This is a genomic window from Delftia acidovorans SPH-1, assembly GCF_000018665.1.
Lineage (GTDB): Bacteria > Pseudomonadota > Gammaproteobacteria > Burkholderiales > Burkholderiaceae_C > Comamonas > Comamonas acidovorans.
Genome location: NC_010002.1, coordinates 166,408 through 181,803 on the forward strand (window position 1 = coordinate 166,408; position 15,396 = coordinate 181,803).

Consider the following 15,396-nt stretch of genomic DNA (forward strand, 5'->3'; position numbering starts at 1 on the left):
CGACCCACGACATCCAAGGAATCACCTCCATGACCGAGCCCCACGCACCCGCTTCTGCATCCGCTTGCGCACTCGCTCCATCCTCTTCGGCCGACGGCTGCTGGCAGAACCTGCGCCTGGCGCCTGACATGTTCGAGGCCGGCCAGGCCGTGGGTGACGGGGAGGATGCCTGCATCGTGGTGCAGCAGGGCCGCGTGGCCTGGGTGGGGCCGCAGCAGGCCCTGCCGCCCGCATATGCGTCCCTGCCGCGCCATGACGGCCAGGGCATGCTGGCCACGCCGGGCCTGGTCGATTGCCACACCCACTTGGTCTATGGCGGCGAGCGCGCCAACGAATTCGCCATGCGCCTGGACGGCGCCAGCTACGAAGAGGTGGCACGCGCCGGCGGCGGCATCGTCTCCAGCGTGCGTGCCACGCGCGAGGCCAGCGAGGACGAGCTGTTCGCCCAGGCCCTGCCGCGCCTGCAGCAGCTGCTGGACGAGGGCGTCTGCGCCATCGAGATCAAGTCGGGCTACGGCCTGGCGCTGGAGCACGAGCGCAAGCAGCTGCGCGTGGCGCGGCGCCTGGGCCAGACCCTGGGCGTGACCGTGCGCACCACCTTCCTGGGCGCTCATGCGCTGCCGCCCGAGTACGCAGGGCGCAGCCAGGACTACATCGACCTCGTCGCCGGCACCATGCTGCCCGCGCTGGCGGCCGAGGGCCTGGTCGATGCGGTCGATGTGTTCTGCGAGCGCATCGCCTTCTCGCTGGCCGAGACCGAGCAGGTCTTCCAGGCCGCACGCCGCCTGGGCCTGCCCGTCAAGCTGCATGCCGAGCAGCTGTCGAACATGGAGGGGGCGGCCCTCGCGGCCCGCTATGGCGCGCTGTCGTGCGACCACATCGAGCACCTGTCCGAATCCGGCATCACCGCCATGCGCGGCGCGGGTTCCGTGGCCGTGCTGCTGCCCGGCGCCTACTACACGCTGCACGACACCCACATGCCGCCCATCGCGGGCCTGCGCGCCGCGGGCGTTCCCATGGCCGTCTCTACCGATCACAATCCGGGCACCTCCCCCTGCCTGAGCCTTTTGCTCATGGCCAACATGGCCTGCACCCTGTTCCGGCTCACCGTGCCCGAGGCCCTGGCGGGCATCACCCGCCATGCCGCGCGCGCCCTGGGCCTGCAGGACGAGCATGGCCTGATCGCGGCCGGCCGTCCTGCCCACTTCGTGCTCTGGCCCGTGCGCCATGTGGCCGAGCTGGCCTACTGGTTCGGCAGCAAGCCGGACTGCACCATCGTGCGCCAGGGCCGCATCGTGCGGACCCGCAGGCAGGGGAGCCACTGAAAGCCTGCTCATGCCCCATGCACTGTTTCTCGATGAATTGATTTCCACCCTGGGCGCCGAAGTGGCGCAGCGCGGCGACGATGTGCCCGCGCGCTACCACACCGACTGGAGCGGCACGCCGCCCCAGCGCCCGCTGGCCCTGGTGCGCCCGCGCAGCACCGACGAGGTCAGCGCGCTCATGCGCCTGTGCACGGCCCACCGCGTGCCTGTCGTGCCCCAGGGCGGGCTCACGGGCCTGGCCGGGGCGGCCGTGCCCGTGGCGGGCGCCGTGGCCGTCTCCATGGAGCGCATGAACGCCATTGAGGACGTGAACGCGCGCACCGCGCTGATGACCGTGCAGGCCGGCGCCACGCTGCAGGCCGTGCAGGAGGCGGCCGTGGCCGCAGGCATGGTCTTCGGCGTGGACCTGGGCGCGCGCGGCAGCTGCCAGATCGGCGGCAACGTGGCCACCAATGCGGGCGGCAACGGCGTGCTGCAGCACGGCATGATGCGCGAGCAGGTGCTGGGCCTGGAGGTGGTGCTGGCCGACGGCACGGTGCTGCCCATGCTGCGCCCCATGCTCAAGAACAACACGGGCTACGACCTCAAGCAGTTCTTCATCGGCTCGGAGGGCACGCTGGGCATCGTCACGCGCGTGCTGCTGCGCCTGCGCCCCGCGCCCCAGGCCCGCGCCACGGCCCTGGTGGCCGTGCCGGACTTCGATGCGGCGCTGTCCGTGCTCGCGCGCATGCAGTCGCGCTTCGGCAACGGCGTGGCGGCCTTCGAGCTGATGTGGGACAGCTTCATCCAGGCCTCCATCCGCTGGCAGAAGCTGCAGCCGCCCTTTGGCCAGGCGCATGCGCTGCTGGCCCTGATCGATGTGGACGGCAAGGACGAGGCCACGCTGCGCGCCGACGTGGAAGAGGCCCTGGGCGAGGCCATGGAGGCCGGCGAGGTGGCCGATGCCGTCATCGCCCAGTCCGTGGCACAGGCGCGCCAGCTGTGGAAGCTTCGCGAGGCGCCGGCCGAGCTCAACACGAACATGCATCCGCCCGTCAACTTCGACGTCAGCCTGCCCCAGGCCGACATCGGCCGCTTCGCCGATGCCTGCCGCGCCGCGTTCGACGCGCGCTGGCCCGGCCACCACTCGCTGTTCTTCGGCCATGTGGGCGACGGCAACCTGCATGTCTCGGTGGACGGTGCCACCGCCAACGGTGATTGCGACGGCGTCGAGGCCGCGCTGTACCACCTGGTCGGCGAGTTCGGCGGCAGCGTCTCGGCCGAGCACGGCATCGGCCTGCACAAGAAGCCCTATCTCGGCGCCAGCCGCACGCCGGCTGAACTGGCCGTGATGCGCGCCATCAAGCAGGCGCTGGACCCCCTGCATCTGTTCAACCCCGGCAAGGTATTCGACCTATGAACGCTCCCGCCATCCACGCAATCCACACCCTGGCACGCCCCGAAGTGCCGCCGCTGCCGCCCTACAACGCAGGCCTGTCCTCCGAGGCCGTGCGGGCGCGCTACGGCGTCACCGAGATCGCGCGGCTGGCGAGCAACGAGAACCCCTTTGGCGCCAGCCCTGCCGTGGCCCGCGCCCTGGCCGACCTGGCCCTGCATGTGGGCACCTATCCCGATGCGCAATGCACGGCGCTGCGCGCGGCCATCGCAGTGCGCACCGGCGTGCCGGCCGAGGCCATTGCCGTGGGCAACGGCTCCGAGGACATCCTGCAGATGCTGTGCCAGGCGTTTCTCTCGCCCGGCGACCGCGTGCTCACCCAGCGCCCGGCCTTCGGCCTGCACGAGATCTACCCGCGCATGATGGGCGCCCGCGTCGAGCTGCTGGAGCTGACGCCCGCGCTGGGCTTCGATGTCGATGCCTGGTGCCAGGCGCTGGCGCGCGGCCCCAAGATCGCCATGCTGGCCAATCCCTCCAATCCCGTGGGCTGCATGTTCAGCGCCGGCGATTTCGCGCGCCTGCTGGACGCCACGCCGCCGCAGACCCTGATGGTGGTGGACGAGGCCTACTACGAGTACGCCCTGCACGCCGACGGCTACCCCGACGTGCTGGCCCTGCTGCGCGGCCGCGCCATGCCCTGGATCGTGCTGCGCACCTTCTCCAAGGCCTGGGGCCTCGCAGGCCTGCGCGTGGGCTACGGCCTGGCCAGCGACGCGGCCCTGGTGCAACTGCTGGACCGCGTGCGCACGCCCTTCAACGTCAACCAGGCCGCCCAGGCGGCGGCGCTGGCGGCCTGGGGCGATGAGGGCTTCATGCAGCGCGGCGTGGCCGAGACCGTGCGCCTGCGCGATGTGCTGGCGCAGCGGCTGGCCGCCCTGCCTGCACTGCCCGCGCTTCGGATGGCGCCTTCGGCCGCCAACTTCCTGTTCATCGACATCGGCCGTCCCAACGGTCCCGTGAACGAGGCGCTGCTGGCCCGGGGCATCATCACCAAGCCCTGGAAGGAGCCGGGCTTCGAGCACTTCATCCGCGTCTCCGTGGGTACGGAGGCCGACAACGAACGCTTCGTGCGCGCGCTGGCCGAGATCCTGGAGGCCGGGCAATGAGCGGCATCGACCCGACACCCGACAGCCGCACGCTGTTCGCCGAGCACGCGCTGCTGCCCACGGGCTGGGCGCGCAATGTGCTGCTGCGCTGGGATGGCGCAGGGCGCCTGCTGGCCGTACAGGCCGACGCCCCGCCCGGCAGCGCGCCGCGCGCGCCCGGCCCCGTGCTGCCCGGCATGCCCAACCTGCACTCGCATGCCTTCCAGCGCGCCTTTGCGGGCCTGACCGAATACCGCGCCGAGGCCCAGGACAGCTTCTGGAGCTGGCGCGACCTCATGTACCGCTTTGCCGCGCGCATCACGCCCGAGTCGCTGGAGGCCATCGCCACCTGGCTGTACGTGGAGATGCTGGAGGCCGGCTACACCTCGGTCTGCGAATTCCACTACGTGCACCACGACCGGGATGGCCGGCCCTATGCCGACGACGCCACGCTGTCCCTGGCCCTGCTGCGCGCCGCGCGCAAGGCCGGCATGGGCATCACCCTGCTGCCCGTGCTCTACCAGACCAGCGGCTTCGGCGGCAAGCCGCCGCGCGCCGACCAGGCGCGCTTCATCCGCAGCACCGACAACATGCTGGCTCTGCTGCAGCGCCTGCTGCCCGAGGCGCGCGCACAAGGCGCGGCCCTGGGCCTGGCGCCGCACTCGCTGCGCGCCGTGCCGCCCGACAGCCTGCGCGTGGCCGTGGAGGGCCTTGCGGCGCTGGACGCGCGCGCGCCCGTCCACATCCACATTGCCGAGCAGACCCAGGAGGTGGACGACTGCCTGGCCTGGAGCGGCCAGCGCCCCGTGCAATGGCTGCTGGAGCATGCCCCCGTGGACGCGCGCTGGTGCCTGGTCCACGCCACCCACATGACGCCCGGTGAATACGCGGGCGCCGCGCGCAGCGGCGCCGTGGCCGGCATCTGCCCCACCACCGAGGCCAACCTGGGCGATGGCATCTTCGACATGCCGCAATGGCTGGGCCACGGCGGCGCCTGGGGCGTGGGCTCGGACAGCCATGCCTGCGTCAATGCGGCCGAGGAACTGCTGATGCTCGAATACAGCCAGCGCCTGTCGCTGCGCCAGCGCAACGTGCTGGCCGGCTCCGACCCGCAGGTGGGCACCGCGCTGTGGACCGCCGCCGTGCAGGGCGGCGCCCAGGCCGCAGGCCGCTCCGTGGCCGGGCTGGCCGTGGGCCAGCAGGCCGACTTCCTGGCGCTGGACGCAGGCCATGTGGCGCTGGCCGGCCTGCCCGTGCAGGCCATGGTCTCAGCCCATGTCTTCGGCAGCCACCGCAGCAGCGCCCTGCACAGCCTGTGGGTGGGCGGCGAGCGCCGCGTGCAGGCCGGCCGGCATGCGCTGCACGAGGCGGCAGCCCATGGCTTTGTCGCGGCCCGCGCGGCCACCCTGCAATCCTGAGGCACCCGCATGCCATGGGCCCGCAAAATCCGCCAGAAACGTTCCAGAATCACACCATGACCGATACCGCTCCCCCTCCCTTCGTCTTCCACCAGGGCACGGCGCCGCTGCTGATCTCCATGCCGCATGCGGGCACCCATGTGCCGCCCGACATCGCCGCGCGCCTGACCGAGGAAGCCCGCCACGTGCCCGACACCGACTGGCACCTGCCGCGCCTGTACGAGTTCGCCAAGGCCATGGGCGCCTCCATCCTCGTGGCCACGCATTCGCGCTATGTGGTGGACCTGAACCGTCCGCCCGATGGCGCCAGCCTCTACCCGGGCCAGAGCGTCACCGGCCTGTGCCCCGTGGACACCTTCGACGACACGCCGCTGTACGCCGACCCGGCCGATGTGCCCACGGACGCCGAGATCGCCGCGCGCCGCGAAGCCATCTGGGGCCCGTACCACGCACAGCTGCGCGCCGAGCTGGACCGCCTCAAGGCCGTGCACGGCACCGTGGCGCTGTGGGATGCGCACTCCATCCGCTCGGTGCTGCCGCGCTTCTTCGAAGGCAAGCTGCCCGACCTGAACCTGGGCACCGGCAAGGGCACGAGCTGCGCGCTGGAGCTGGCCGAGCATCTGCTGGCCATTGCGCAGACCACGCCGGGCCACACCGCCATACTCAACGGCCGCTTCACGGGCGGCTACATCACGCGCCACTACGGCCAGCCCGAGGCCGGCATCCACGCCGTGCAGCTGGAGATGACGCAGTGCAGCTACATGCAGGAAGCCCTGCCCTTCGACTACCTTCCCGAGCGCGCCGAACAGATCCAGCCCACGCTGCAGCGCATGCTGCAGGCGGTGCTGGACTTCGTCACGACACGGCGCGTGTCCTGATCAGCCTTCGTCGTGGCAGTGGCCCGGGCAGGGCCCGCCCATGGCCACGGGCGGCGGGTCGCCCAGCCAGCGGCGCGGCCCCGGGCCGTTCTGTGCGCACAGGTCGCCGGGGTTGTGCAGCACGCAGTGGCGCAGTGACAGGCAACCGCAGCCAATGCACTGGTCCAGGCTCTCGCTGAGCCGCTGCAGCTCGCCTATGCGGTCGTCCAGCCGCTGCTTCCAGACCCGCGACATCTTCTGCCAGTCCCCGCCCGTGGGGACATGGCGGCTGGGCAGCTTGGCCAGCTGCTCGGCGATCTCCTCCAGCGTGAAGCCGATGCGCTGGGCGAACACCACGAAGGCGATGCGCCGCAGCGACGAGCGGTGGTAGCGCCGATGGCCGCTGGCGCTGCGCACGGACTCGATCAGGTTCAGCGACTCGTAAAAGCGCAGCGCCGAGGCCTTGACCCCGCTGCGCTGCGCCACGTCGCCGATGCTGAGCAGCGGATCATCCTCGGTTTTCATGGTGGCTTTCCTTTGTGGCTTGACTTCAAGTTCACTTGAACTCGAAGAATGCGGCCATTCTGAGCGAAAGCACAGGAACAGGGCAACCGGGTCTGTACCGCCCATGCGAGCGTCCTGGCCGGACTGCGAAATTCTTTGGCTGAGTGCTGCAATGACGCAGCTGCCGTTCATTCATACAGTAATGGGTCTCATTTGTATTGAATGGCATCGGCCGGAGGTTTCCATGTACATCGACAGCAGCAGCTTTCCCCTGGTCCGCATGGGCTACGAGCGCGACAAGGCCGTGCCCGTGGACCGCTTGCTGGAGGACTTCTCGGCCCTGCTGGCCCGCGGCCAGGCCTTTGTCTTCTTCAGCGACGGCGACATGTCCCAGGAGGAGCGCTCACCTGAGGAGCGCAAGCAGGTCGTGCTGTGGATGAAGGCCCGCCGCCCCGAGCTCAAAAGCCTGGTGCGCGCCCTGGTCCACGCCGAGCCCGATGCGCACAAGCGCGCCGAGGCCGAGGCCTTCGCACAGATGTTCGGCAAGGCCTGGGGCTATCCCATGCTGCTGGTGGCCTCCCCCGAGGAGGCGCAGCAGCGTGCACGGGAGCTGCTCGGGTCCGATTGATGACCGATTGACATGAACTGAGAGAAACACCATGAATGCCGTGGATTCAGCCCTGCTCAAAGTCCTGCCCGAGAGGTGGGACCCCGACCATGTGGACCGTCCCGTGATCGTCCTGCCCATGCGGTCGGGCCCCGGCGACTGGGGGATGAACTTCCATGCCCACCGCAAGAGCCAGCTCATGGTCACCCATGCGGGGCTGATCACGCTGGAGACCGATGCGGGCGTCTGCGTGGTGCCGCCGCGCAGCGCCGCCTGGATTCCGGGCGGCACGCTGCACCGCGTCAGCTGCAGCGGTGCGGCCAGCGGCTACGTGGTCTTTGTCGAGGCAGGGGCCGTGCGCCCCGTGCCCGGACCCTGCCATGCGCTGGCCGTCTCGCCCTTTCTCAGTGCGCTGCTGGACCGCGTGCAGGGCCTGCCGCAGGACTACGAGCCCGACAGCGGCGATGGCCGGCTCATGCAGGTGCTGCTCGACGAGATCCAGGCGGCGCAGCCCGAAGGACTGCACCTGCCCCTGCCGCACGACCGGCGCCTGCGCCGCATGACCAACGCCCTGTGCGAGCAGCCGCAGCTGCAGGCACGGCTGGCCGACTGGGCCCAGCGCATCGGCATGAGCGAGCGCAGCATGACGCGGCTGTTCCTGGCCGAGACCGGGCTTACGGTCAACCAGTGGCGCCGCCAGCTGCATGTGCTCACCGCACTGCAAAAGCTGTCCGAGGGACTGCGCATACAGACCGTGGCAGATGCCCTGGGCTATGAGAGCGCACCCGCCTTCGTGACCATGTTCCGCAAGGCGGTGGGCACCTCGCCGCGCCGCTTCCTGGCGCTGCGCAGCGCACCCGTGGCGGGCGGCGGCGCAGGCCTCTGAGGCCTGCGGGCCCGCGAACATCACGACAGCCGCAACCCCAGGCCCAGCAGCACGGCCACCACCATCGCAGCGGCAAAGACATCCCAGCGCCGTATGCGCCGGTAGCGCAGGAGCAGGACCAGCACGATGCCGATCAGCGTGATCAGGCGTGCCTGGAACACCGTGCCCAGCAAGAAGCAGATCACGATCTGCGCCCAGTAGGTCAGCAGGCCGGGCATCGGCGATGGGCCAGGGGCCTGTGCGTCGGGGCCCGGCGCCTGTGCGGGCTGCTGCTGCTGCGTGTCCACGGCCGGCCGGGCGGCCGCCGCTGCCTGGGCGCGTGCGGCCTCGCGCTCTTGCAGCCGCTGTTCGCGCCGCTGCTGGTCGGTTTTCTCGACCACGGGTGCCGCCGGCTCGGCCGGCTGCCACCACGTCTTGCCGCTGGCCAGCGCGGGAGCCTGCCCGCTGGCGGCCAGACGCCGGAACTGTGCGCTTGCGGGCGGCTGCGCACGCGCTGCCGCGCGGTCCTGCCGGCTGGCCTGCAGAAGGGCATCGTTGGCGCGGTCGATGGGGCTGCGCGTGAGCTGGCGGGCCTGGCCCAGCAGCGGGCCGCCCTGCACGGGGTCGACCTGGTACACGAACTGCGCCAGTCCCAGCAATTGCGAGGGCTGGGCTGCCTGCCCCTGCCAGTGCGCCGGCTTGCCGGCGCTGGCCTGCGTGGCGCGGTGCAGGGCGGCGCGCAGGCGCCTGCGCGTTTCGCGCGATACGCCGGGCTTGTCCGCGTTCACCACCAGCCCCGTGACCTCCTGGCGGCGGCCCTTGCGCATCACGCGCTCCTTGTCGGGGTGGGGCGTGAAGCCTTCGTCGCGCAGTATCCAGCGCACGCGGCCCAGCAGCCGGCCCACGTTGTCGCGCGCGGCCTCGCCCGAGGCCGAGAAGGTCAGGTCGTCCGCATAGCGCGTGTACACAAAGCCCAGCTGCCTGGCCAGGCCCAGCAGGCGGCGGTCCAGGCGGCGGCACAGCAGGTTGGTGAGCATGGGGCTGGTGGGCGCGCCCTGGGGCAGCACGCGCTCGCGCGCCTTGCCGCCGACGAAGAGCTTCTCGCCATCCACCTGCCAGGCCTGGGCGCGGTTTTCGCTGCACAGCAGGGCCAGGAGGGTGGCGATGGCCTCGCCATAGCCCAGATGCCGGAACACGCCCTTGATGCGGCCGAAGGCAATGCTGGGAAAGAAGTCCTTCACATCCAGGTTGATGACCACGTCGTGGCCCGCATGCGGCGCGGCATTGCTCACGATGGAGCGGCCGGCCAGGAAGCCGTGCGCGGCATCGTGCGCGGGCACCTTGGCGAGGATGTTGTCCAGCACCCAGTACTGCGCGCGCTTGAGGCGCGGCATGGGCGCGGAGATCAGCCGCTCGCCGCCGGTCTTCTTGGGCAGGGTGAACGAGTGGTAGTGGTGGGTGCGGGCCACCTCGCGGTGGAAGCCCAGGAAACGCAGCTCGGCCACGTTGATGCCCATGGCATCGGCCAGCTGCGCCGCATCGGCAAGTTCCGGCAGGCCATGCCGGGCCAGCCTTTGCGGGTCGGCCTGCCGGCGTTCCCCGGCAGCAGGCGGTGCCTCACCGGCCTGCGGCCCCTGCAGGGCAGCGGAGACGCCGGGGCCCAGATAGCCCACGTGCGTGGCCCGCTTCGCATGCCAGGCCAGCGCCTTGTCGTGGCGCTCCTGGGCCTGGCGGCGTTTGGTTTCCTCGCGCTGGGCCAGCGCCTTTTGCATGCGCTCCTTGCGCATCTGGCGCAATGCGCGCTCGGGGTTCTGGCGCACGGCGATCTGCTGGCGCAGCTCGGCCAGTTCGCGCTGCAGCTCGCCTTCGCGCTGGATGTGGGCTGCGGCCAGCTGCGGCTGTCCCTCGCCCTTGGGCCAGAAGCCCAGGCGCTGCATCTCGTCGAGGATGACTTCCTGTTTGCTGGAGGCCTTGATGCGCTCGTAGATCTCGGCGCGTGTGGGTTGCGGCTGGCTCATGCGGCCACCCCGGCAAGGCGGGCCCGGCCGCTGTGCGGCGGGCAAAGAAATGGAGCGACGCGCTTCTCGTCGAAGAGCCCGCAGGGCTCACGGGACGGGAGCTGTTCGCTCGACGCCACCCCGCGACGGTATGCGTGTTTCGCTTGTGGCAAGCCACTCAGGAAAACGCATACCGTCGCTGGGGTGGCACAGTGAAAACGGCGCCCGTGGTGCATGAAACGGCAGTTCACAAGGGTGGCGAAACACCACCCGGATTGCAAGAGCCTGCGCGTCGCTCCGCGTGGCAGTGTAGAGCAATTGAAGCGGTTCACGCGATTTCTCCTTGTCCTGCGGCCTTCATCTGCGGGCCGGTCGGCTGGCGGGCGGCATCGAGCTGGGGCTGCGCCACCAGGCGCAGCGCAATCATGTGCTCGCAGGGCCCCTGGCGCAGCCGGTACTGCTGGTAGTGGTTGCAGCTGCAGCGCGCATCGGTCAGGCGTTCGTCGGCATCGAGTTCGAGCTGGGTGTCGAACAGGCGCTTGCCGTCGGCGCGCGGGATCTGGCCGGTGATGCGGCTGAACCCGTCCTTGCGGTCGATGCGCGGCGGGGCAATGGCCTTGCCGCGCACCAGGGCCAGCGCCTTGTCCTCCTCGGGGTTGGCGGGCTGCAATTGCTGCGCCGTCAGCGGCTCGCGCAGCAGTTCGCGCCATGCGTAGCGCCCGGCGTCCAGGTCGTAGACCGCACGCCCGGCCTGCATCCAGCGTGTCATGGCCGTGTGCACCTGGGCCGGGGACAGGCCCGTGGCCTGGGCCAGATCCTGCGCGCCGGCCTGCCAGCACGACTGCAGTTGCCGGCCCACGGCCTCGACCTGGGCGGGCGTGACCTCGGCCTGCGGCGCCATCAGGTGAAAGCGTGCGCTGGCGGCCCAGTCGTTGGCGCTCCAGCCCGACAGGCCCAGCGTGACCGTGACCAGGCCCAGCTCGATCACCCAGAAGCTGGGCATGCCGCTGCCCAGCAGGTGCACGCGCACGCGCGTGGCCTGGGAGATCAGCCGCTCCAGCGTGAGCAGGCGGCGGCGCCCCCACAGGCGGATGGTGCCGCCGCCCGTGCCCATGGCATCGCTGACGACGTGCGAGCGCCGGGTGGCCAGGCGCTCCTCCCAGGGCTCGAAGACCACGGCGGGCGGCTGTCCCGGCGCCAGCTCGAAGCGCAGCGCGCGCGGGCCGTGGCGCTCGCGCCGGGCACGCAGCCGCGCGCAGATGTTGAACAGGTCCATGGGGTGCAGCTCCAGCACGGTGGCAGGCAGGGCCATGGCGCTGGAGACCTGCACGAAGCCGCGCAGCCAGCTGTCGGGCAGGTCGATCTTTTCCTCGCGCAGCGCGGGGTCGCCGCCCACCTGCACGGCAAAGCCGGCCGGGTCCAGCGTCAGCCGCGTGTCCCGGTAGTTGCGGATCTTCTGGAATTCTTCGTAGAGGCTGGCCGAGTAATCGATGTTGGTCGTGCCGCAGATGCGCTCGCCCGCATGCTCGAAGGCCTCGTGCCGGATGCTGACCGCGCAGTAGCTCGACTCGTCCTGGCTGAAGGCCTCGAACAGCAGCCGGTCCGGGTGCACGGTGATCACGGGATCCAGCACATACCAGGCATCGCGGTTGGCCACGAACAGCCAGTCGAAGTACTTGCGCTGGGCCTTGTAGAAGGGGGAGAGCACCTGGTTGCGGGTCTCGCGCAGGTCCTTGAGTTCGGCGCTGATTTCCTTGGCGCGCGCCTGGGCGCCGCCGGTGTCGGCCATGAAGGTGGCCAGCATTTGCGCTTCGTGCTCCTGCAGCCATTCGCGGTAGGCCGTCTTGTCGCGGCCGCGCGTGCGCAGGTCGCTGACCACCACGCTGTGCAGCGCGGACAGCCCTTCGCGCACCTGCAGGTAGGCCGGGCCGTCGCGCCGGAGCAGGCCGTCGAAGCGTGTGGGTGGGCGCAGCAGGTCGGGCGCGAAGGAGAAGGCCTGCTCGGCCGCCGTGTCGTTGACCTGCGTGCTGCCGTAGTACTGATAGCGAAATTCCATGTCCGATCGACTCCGTGCCTTGTTGCGTCGCTCAGGTTGAAGACGGGGCCTGGCCGCGCCGCTCCGCCGCCAGGGGCTGCATGAAGCTTTGCGCCAGCTGGGGATGGCGTTGCACGATGTCGCGCAGCCCGGCCACATAGTCGGGCTGGTCGGCATGGCTGGCGCTGACCACCTGCCGCGCAAAGATGGCCGCCACCACGGCGGCGGTCTCGGGCGCCTGCACCTGGCTGCGCAGGAAATGCAGCACGCGCGTCTTGCTGGCGCGCGCGCGGTGCACCTGGCTGAGCACGGCCAGGAAGTAGGGCTGCAGCTCCTGCAGGCGCGCCGCGCGCTGCGGCGCGGGCTCGTCGGGCAGGGCGAGCAGCCATTGCGTGACGAACAGCTGCACGCTGGTGGCGGGGTGCTGGGCCAGGCGCGTGAGGAAGAGGCTGGCCTCGGGCGCGCTCATGTGCTGCGCGAGCCGCTGGCGGCCCAGGGCCTGCACCCAGGGCTGGGCGTGATCGACCCAGCCGAGCAGCAGCTGCGGCGACAGGGCGCCGTCCGGCAGCCGCTGGCCGAACATCTCGCGTGCGTACTGCTGCGTGTCGGCAAACAGGGCGTCGGCCAGCGGCAGCAGCTGTTCGGCCTGCTCGGGCAGGGTCCGGTCCATGGGGGTGAGCCGCGCATCGATGCTCTGGCGGCTCAAGGCGCGCACGTCGGCATCGGCATGCCGGGCCAGCGTGGACCACTGGCGCAGCGTGTAGGCCTGCAGGTCCAGCGCCTTCAGGCCCCAGGCGCCGTAGCGCTGTGCGCCCTTGGCCTGCGCCTGCAGGGCGCGCCAGATGCCCGAGGCATCGCGGGCCGGGGCCACGGCGGCCAGCGGGCCGGTGAGCAGCCGCAGCGCCGCGTCGTGCACGCCTTCGGCCTTTTCCGCGCGGAACAGCACTTCGTGCAGGCGTTCGGCGATCTGGGCGTTGCAGCGCGTGTTGTAGAGGGGTATGCCGGCCAGGCGCTCGACCAGGGGCGCTGCCGCTGCGCGCAAGGCGGCATGCGGCGATACGGCGAATTCGGCCAGCATGGCGGCCTGCTCGCACAGCAGGTCATCGGCCAGGCTGCCCATGAGCCGGATGCCGCAGGCCATGCGCGCAGGTTCCCCGGATTCCAGCAGCCCGCGCAACGCCGCCGGGGGCAGGGTCTGCAGGCCCAGCGGGTGTGCCAGCAGCCAGGCGGTGGCCATTTCCACCAGCGCCGTCACCGAGTGCGCCAGCAGGCGGTGCAGCGGCGGGGCCGGGACGCTGGCGGCCTGCGCAGCCAGCGGGCCGTTGCCATCGAACAGCGCCTGCACGGCATCGCGGATATCGGCCAGCGCGGGGCTTTCTGCGTCCAGCGTGGGCAGCGCCGCCAGCAAGGCCAGGGCCACGGCTGCACCATCGGCATAAAACAGCAGGGCCAGGCCCTGGGTGCGCGAGCTGGCGGCCGGTGACAGCAGCAGGGCGGCCACCAGTTCGGCATCGCGTGCGGCGCCTGCGCGGTCACGCGACAGCCAGGCGCCCAGGTAGCTGGCGGCAGGCCCGTCGCCGCATTGCGCAAGCGCCAGCAGCCAGGGCCGGCGTGCCGCATCGTCGGTCAGCGAGACCATGCGCTGCTGGGCGATCTGAAGGCCCAGCGCAGCCGCCGGTGCATAGGTTTTGTGCAGCAGCGGCGCGGTGGCCGCTGCATCGAGGCCGTCCAGAAAGGCCTTCTGGTCCTGCAGGGCGCGCGTGAGCGACCACAGCAGCAGCGTGGACTGCGAACGGCCCACCAGTTGCAGCAGTTGCCCGGGGTGGGCGTCCCACATGGACGAAAGCCCTTCCACGCGCTGCGCGGGCAGCTGCTGCAGGTCCAGCGGCTCGTCGGTGTACCAGGTGTGGGCGCGGGCCGAGGCATGCAGTTGCGGCCAGCGCGGCAGCAGCAGCCGGGCGGCGATGAGCCAGCGCGATTCGGGCAGGCGGCCGGAGCGCGAGGCAGGCAGGCCCGCGCAGCAGCGGTCCATGGCCTGGAGCAGGGCTGCGGCATGGGCGGCGCTTTCGCTGTGGTCGGCCGAGGCCATGCGCCGCAGCTGGCGCCAGCCGCGCAGGCGCAGGTACAGCGAGGTGTCGCGGCTGAAGACGGCACCCTCGTCGCGCGGGCCATCGAAGCGCGCATGCAGCACGGCCAGCAGGGCGTGGTCGCGCCGCCACTCGGCACGCTTGTGGATGCGCCGCAGGGCCGGCCACCATGCGCGCGTGAAGGGGATGCGCTCCATCCAGGCCAGCAGCTGCTGGTGGACGGCGCCGTCGTAGGCGCCCAGCGCATCGGCCGCCAGCAGCGCCTGTGGCCCAAGTGCCTGGAAGAAGGCCTGTTCGGCCTGCGGTCCCTCCTCTTTCGGGCCGTTTTCCTGTGGGGGGATTCCGGCCCACTGCGCCTGGTACTCCTGCAGCGCCGCCTGGCGCTCCTGCGGCTCCAGCAGGGCCAGCCAGGCCTGGTGCGCCAGATCGCGCGTGGCCTCGCTGGTGCCGCGTTGCGAGAGCGCCTGCAGAGCCACCGCCGCGCCACCATCGCCCAGGCGCCCGATGAGGTAGGCCAGGCAGTAGTCGAGCAGATCGTCCCCCGTGCCCAGCAGTGCCACCAGGCGTGGAACCTGGGCATGCAGCAGGCGCTGGGCGGCGCCGCCGCGCGCGGGGTCCGCATACTCGGCCAGCCGCCACACCAGCCGGGCCTGCTGGCCCGAGGGCATCAGCCGCCAGGCGCTGCCGTCCAGGCGTTTGCACAGGGCGGAAATGGCGCCGGCCTGCAGGGCCGACTCCGGCAGGCCTGGCGGCACCGTGGCCTGTCCCGGGGCCGGGCCGGGGGAGGGCGCCGGGCCTGCTTCAGCATCCAGCTCCGCAAAGCCCTCATGGGACTGCAGCACATCGCCCGCGCCCAGGCGCTGGCGCAGGTAGGCCAGCGCGCGCTGGCGTGCAGGCTCCAGCGCCTGGGGCAAGGGGGTGAGCGTGCTGTCATCGACCTGCGCGACGACGCCGGCCTTCAATTGCGTGACCTGCAAGGTCACGACATGGCGCGCGGCGGTGGCCGTGGTGTCGCCGCCCGGCATCTCCAGGGCCAGCACCCTCACGGTGCTGATGCGTTCGTTGCGTCCCTGTGGCCGGGACAGTGTGGCGTGAGCAAGCAGATTCATGCGGCAGGCATCCAGTGCTTTTCCATGGAGGGTGTCGGCGTTCGTCGGCGGTAGTCGGCGGCTTTTGGCGGT

Annotated in this window: 11 protein-coding genes; 7 read left to right on the plus strand and 4 right to left on the minus strand. The window is 71.1% G+C overall.

Features of this window, described 5'->3' with window-relative positions; translation table 11 throughout:
• Positions 1–29 precede the first annotated feature (29 nt).
• The 5 genes from hutI to hutG are packed head-to-tail and all read left to right on the plus strand — an operon-like array spanning position 30 to position 6,141.
• Positions 30–1,325, plus strand: a complete 1,296-nt coding sequence (gene hutI, locus DACI_RS00750) for an imidazolonepropionase (RefSeq protein ID WP_012202091.1) — start codon at positions 30–32, stop codon at positions 1,323–1,325.
• Positions 1,326–1,335: 10 nt separating this feature from the next.
• Positions 1,336–2,724, plus strand: a complete 1,389-nt coding sequence (locus tag DACI_RS00755; RefSeq protein WP_012202092.1) for an FAD-binding oxidoreductase — start codon at positions 1,336–1,338, stop codon at positions 2,722–2,724.
• Positions 2,721–3,866, plus strand: coding sequence for a histidinol-phosphate transaminase (locus tag DACI_RS00760; protein WP_012202093.1), 1,146 nt, complete (start codon positions 2,721–2,723; stop codon positions 3,864–3,866). Before DACI_RS00755 ends, DACI_RS00760 begins: the two co-directional genes overlap by 4 nt.
• Positions 3,863–5,263, plus strand: a complete 1,401-nt coding sequence (locus DACI_RS00765) for a formimidoylglutamate deiminase (RefSeq protein ID WP_012202094.1) — start codon at positions 3,863–3,865, stop codon at positions 5,261–5,263. The genes DACI_RS00760 and DACI_RS00765 overlap by 4 nt, the downstream gene beginning before the upstream one ends.
• A gap of 14 nt (positions 5,264–5,277) precedes the next feature.
• Positions 5,278–6,141: an N-formylglutamate deformylase gene (gene hutG / locus DACI_RS00770; RefSeq protein WP_012202095.1), complete on the plus strand. Its 864-nt coding sequence runs from the start codon at positions 5,278–5,280 to the stop codon at positions 6,139–6,141.
• Here the strand turns inward: hutG and soxR are convergent, their stop codons facing one another.
• On the minus strand, positions 6,142–6,645 hold the full coding sequence (soxR, locus tag DACI_RS00775; protein WP_012202096.1) for a redox-sensitive transcriptional activator SoxR: 504 nt from the start codon (positions 6,643–6,645) through the stop codon (positions 6,142–6,144).
• A gap of 223 nt (positions 6,646–6,868) precedes the next feature.
• Here soxR and DACI_RS00780 point away from each other — a divergent pair, with 223 nt between their 5' ends.
• Positions 6,869–7,252: a hypothetical protein gene (locus tag DACI_RS00780; RefSeq protein WP_016447388.1), complete on the plus strand. Its 384-nt coding sequence runs from the start codon at positions 6,869–6,871 to the stop codon at positions 7,250–7,252.
• Positions 7,253–7,283: 31 nt separating this feature from the next.
• Entirely contained in the window at positions 7,284–8,117 is an 834-nt protein-coding gene (locus DACI_RS00785; RefSeq protein WP_012202098.1) for a helix-turn-helix domain-containing protein, read from the plus strand.
• 20 nt (positions 8,118–8,137) lie between these two features.
• Here the strand turns inward: DACI_RS00785 and DACI_RS00790 are convergent, their stop codons facing one another.
• The 3 genes from DACI_RS00790 to DACI_RS00800 all read right to left on the minus strand — a co-directional run bounded on the left by DACI_RS00790 (position 8,138) and on the right by DACI_RS00800 (position 15,324).
• Positions 8,138–10,114, minus strand: a complete 1,977-nt coding sequence (locus DACI_RS00790) for a reverse transcriptase family protein (RefSeq protein WP_012202099.1) — start codon at positions 10,112–10,114, stop codon at positions 8,138–8,140.
• A gap of 307 nt (positions 10,115–10,421) precedes the next feature.
• On the minus strand, positions 10,422–12,149 hold the full coding sequence (locus DACI_RS00795) for an SWIM zinc finger family protein (RefSeq protein WP_012202100.1): 1,728 nt from the start codon (positions 12,147–12,149) through the stop codon (positions 10,422–10,424).
• Positions 12,150–12,180: 31 nt separating this feature from the next.
• Positions 12,181–15,324: a hypothetical protein gene (locus DACI_RS00800; protein ID WP_012202101.1), complete on the minus strand. Its 3,144-nt coding sequence runs from the start codon at positions 15,322–15,324 to the stop codon at positions 12,181–12,183.
• Positions 15,325–15,396 lie beyond the last annotated feature (72 nt).

Excerpts from the sequence above, each read along its gene's own strand:
- hutI (WP_012202091.1), top strand. The coding sequence starts at position 30 with ATGACCGAGCCCCACGCACCCGCTTCTGCATCCGCTTGCGCACTCGCT.
- DACI_RS00755 (WP_012202092.1), top strand. The coding sequence starts at position 1,336 with ATGCCCCATGCACTGTTTCTCGATGAATTGATTTCCACCCTGGGCGCC.
- DACI_RS00760 (WP_012202093.1), top strand. The coding sequence starts at position 2,721 with ATGAACGCTCCCGCCATCCACGCAATCCACACCCTGGCACGCCCCGAA.
- DACI_RS00765 (WP_012202094.1), top strand. The coding sequence starts at position 3,863 with ATGAGCGGCATCGACCCGACACCCGACAGCCGCACGCTGTTCGCCGAG.
- hutG (WP_012202095.1), top strand. The coding sequence starts at position 5,278 with ATGGGCCCGCAAAATCCGCCAGAAACGTTCCAGAATCACACCATGACC.
- soxR (WP_012202096.1), bottom strand. The coding sequence starts at position 6,645 with ATGAAAACCGAGGATGATCCGCTGCTCAGCATCGGCGACGTGGCGCAG.
- DACI_RS00780 (WP_016447388.1), top strand. The coding sequence starts at position 6,869 with ATGTACATCGACAGCAGCAGCTTTCCCCTGGTCCGCATGGGCTACGAG.
- DACI_RS00785 (WP_012202098.1), top strand. The coding sequence starts at position 7,284 with ATGAATGCCGTGGATTCAGCCCTGCTCAAAGTCCTGCCCGAGAGGTGG.
- DACI_RS00790 (WP_012202099.1), bottom strand. The coding sequence starts at position 10,114 with ATGAGCCAGCCGCAACCCACACGCGCCGAGATCTACGAGCGCATCAAG.
- DACI_RS00795 (WP_012202100.1), bottom strand. The coding sequence starts at position 12,149 with ATGGAATTTCGCTATCAGTACTACGGCAGCACGCAGGTCAACGACACG.
- DACI_RS00800 (WP_012202101.1), bottom strand. The coding sequence starts at position 15,324 with ATGAATCTGCTTGCTCACGCCACACTGTCCCGGCCACAGGGACGCAAC.